The sequence below is a fragment of the Rhodopseudomonas sp. B29 genome, assembly GCF_000333455.1.
Taxonomy (GTDB): domain Bacteria; phylum Pseudomonadota; class Alphaproteobacteria; order Rhizobiales; family Xanthobacteraceae; genus Rhodopseudomonas.
On record NZ_BADD01000297.1, the window covers coordinates 1 to 3257 of the forward strand.

Annotated in this window: 2 protein-coding genes; both read left to right on the forward strand. The window is 67.2% G+C overall.

Annotation, left to right across the window (positions count from 1 at the left end):
- The first annotated feature begins 136 nt into the window (after positions 1 to 136).
- On the forward strand, positions 137 to 1378 hold the full coding sequence (locus I5M_RS10905) for an acetamidase/formamidase family protein (RefSeq protein WP_022721434.1): 1242 nt from the start codon (positions 137 to 139) through the stop codon (positions 1376 to 1378).
- Positions 1379 to 1476: 98 nt separating this feature from the next.
- Positions 1477 to 3257, forward strand: a 1781-nt coding sequence (locus I5M_RS10910) for a helix-turn-helix domain-containing protein (protein WP_022721435.1), incomplete at its 3' end; no start/stop codon positions are given.

Here is a 3257-nt window from a genome sequence, read left to right on the forward strand (position 1 = left end):
CATCGAGGAGGCCCTGCCGAAGAGGTGCTGACCCGCCCGAAGAACCCGGTGGCGCAGCGCTTCCTCAGCGCCATGGAGGCCGAAGTCTAGTGATCGCCCAGCGCTTTATTTCTTACTTCCCGTCGAGGATCTCAGCATGAAGCATCATCTGCTCCCGGTGTCGCCCAAGACCGTTCATTGGGGCTATTTCAGCAAGGTGGTGGCGCCGGCGCTGACGCTGAAATCCGGCGACCGCGCCACCATCGAGACGCTGACGCACCACGCGAACGACGACTACGAGCGCATGATCGAGGGCGATCCCGGCGCCGAGAGCGTGTTCAAATGGACCCGCGAGCACAAGGCGGTGGCGCGTCGCGGCTCCGGCCCGACCGAGGGCCCGTTCATTCGCGGCTCCGGCGAGGGCGTCGGCGTCCATCTGCTCACCGGGCCGGTCGCAATCGAGGGCGCCGAGCCGGGCGACGTGCTGGAAGTGCGCATTCTCGACGTCCGCCCGCGGCCGGCCTGCAAGGCCTGCCACGCCGGCAAATGCTTCGGCTCCAACGTCGCGGCGAATTGGGGCTTCCACTATCACGACCTGATCGAGGAGCCGAAGCCGCGCGAAGTCATCACCATCTTCGAGCTGGACACCTCGGGCGAGCCGTTCGCCAAGGCGGTCTACAACTACGTCTGGACGCCGCAGACCGATCCCGACGGCATCGTGCATCCTACCATCGATTATCCGGGCGTGCGGGTCGATCACCGCACCATCATCAAGCGCGAAAACATCCTCGGCAACGTCAAGGTGCCGGCGCGGCTGCATTTCGGCACGATGGGTCTGGCGCCGTCCGAAGAGGACTTCGTGTCCTCGATCCCGCCGAGCTACACCGGCGGCAATATCGACGACTGGCGCGTCGGTAAGGGCGCCAAGATGTACTATCCGGTGGCCGTCCCGGGTGCGTTCTTCTCGGTCGGCGATCCCCACGCCGCGCAGGGTGACAGCGAGCTCGGCGGCACCGCGATCGAAACCTCGCTGACCGGCGATTTCGAATTCGTCCTGCACAAGAAGAACGATCTCGGCGGCACGCCGCTCGAAGGCCTGACTCATCCGATGCTGGAAACGCCGGATGCCTGGTCGGTCTACGGCTTCACCTATCCCAACTATCTGGCGGAACTCGGCGCCAACGCGCAGCTCGAAATCGCCAACCACTCAAGCCTCGACCGCGCGATGCGCGACGCCTTCCGGAAGATGCGCCGGTTTCTGATGACCGTGCACAAGCTGAGCGAGGATGAGGCGATTTCGCTGATGTCGGTCGGCGCCGATTTCGGCGTCACCCAGGTGGTCGACGCCAATTGGGGTGTGCACGGAACCATCCGTAAGAACGTGTTCCGCTGCGACTAGCCACTGGTTTCGCGATGGGCCGGCTGGTGATGGGGCAGTGTGCCGTCTGCTTCGGGATGGCACGCGGGTTGCAGGGTTTCGGCCATGAAGGCCGAGTCATGAGTTTGCGCCCCTACTCCAGCGAGTCGTATTGCGAGGGCGAGCGTCCCGAAGCCTGGCGCGACGTGCTGTCCTCGCTCGGCTTGCAGCCGGCCGCCGTTGCAACCAGCCATTCCGGCCACGCCACCGCGGTTCGCCGTAGTTCGGACGGCGTGACGCTGGCGACGCTGTCGGCAGGCCCGCAGGCGATCGCGGCACTGGCCGGCACCAATCACGAGCACCCGCTGGTGCTGCTGCCGCTTGAAGACGGCGCCGCGCTGAAGACCGCTGCCGGTCATCGGATCGTCGCCGCCGGGCATCTGCTGGTTCTGCCCCCGGCCAGCGGCTGGACGTTGACGTTCCAGCGCGATCTGCGCGCGGTGGTGCTCTCGGTGGCCTGCGATCCCGCGCGCAACCGCGCCGCGACCTTGCCGCGGCTGCAGCAAGTCCAATCCATCGCGCCGAGCGGCTTCGGCGAGCTATTCGCCCGCATGCTCGACTCCGCCGCGCGCAATCTGGAAAGCCTCTCCGATACTGAATGGCCGGTGACGGCGCAGAGCCTTGCCGATCTGCTGCCGACGTTGATGCGTCAGGCGCCGGCGACGGCCGATCTCGATGCCGGCACCGCGAGCCGCGGCGCGACATTGCAGCGGCTGTGCCAGGCGATCGAGCGCCGGCTCGACGATCCGGACCTGACGCCTGCTAAGGTCGCGACGGCAGAGGGCATCTCGGAGCGCTATCTGCAGAAGCTGTTCGGCGGCACCGGCTCCAGCTTCACGCACTACTTGCGCGAGCGCCGGCTGCAGCGCACTTGCGCAGATCTGTCCAATCCGGCGCAGGCGCATCACTCGATCTCCGAGATCGCATTCCGCGCCGGCTTCAACGACTCGGCGCATTTCAGCCGCGCCTTCCGTCACCGCTTCGGCGTGTCGCCGCGCGAGTATCGCCAGACCGAGGCCGAGCGTCACGTCGCCAACGCGGCCGCAGCCGCGCAGCGCGGTTGGCCGCAGCAGGCTCTGGCGCAACTTCGTCCGCAGCCGGCGGGAGCGGCGCGGCGACTGCCGTCGCCGGAGTCGATCGCGTCGCAAGCCGAGCCGATCGGCACGCCGCAGCATCATCACCTCGCCGCCGACGCCTCGCGCGTGCATTGGGGTTACTTCAGCCGCTCGCTGCCGCCGCAGATCGAGATTGCGTCTGGCGACACCATCACCATCGAGACTCTCACCCAGCACGCCTCCGACGATCCAGAGCGTATGATCAGCGGCGATGCCGGCGCCGAGAGCGTATTTCACTGGACGCACGATCAGAAGAATGTCGACCGCCGCGGCGCCGGTCCGGTCGATGCCTCGATCTACGGCCGCGGCGCCGGTGAAGGCTTCGGCGTGCATATCTGCACGGGCCCGGTGGCGGTGAAGGACGCGCAGCCCGGCGACGTGCTGGAAATCCGCATTCGCGACATCGTCCCGCGCGCCAGCCGCAACCCGGACTTCAAGGGCCGGGTGTTCGGCAGCAGCGTCGCGGCGTGGTGGGGCTATCACTACAAGGAATTCCTCGCCGATCAGCACGCCCACGAGGCGGTGACGATCTACGAGATTTTCGCCGACGAGGCGGCGCCCTATGCGCGTGCCGCCTATTCGTATCGCTGGGCCCCGCAGGTCGATCCGTTCGGCACCGTGCACGCGACTTACGACTATCCGGGCGTGCCGGTGCAGCCATCCTCCGTGCGGCGGCGCCACGATGTGCTCGACGGCGTGCGGATTCCGCTGCGTCCGCATTTCGGTGTCATCGCGCTGGCGCCGCG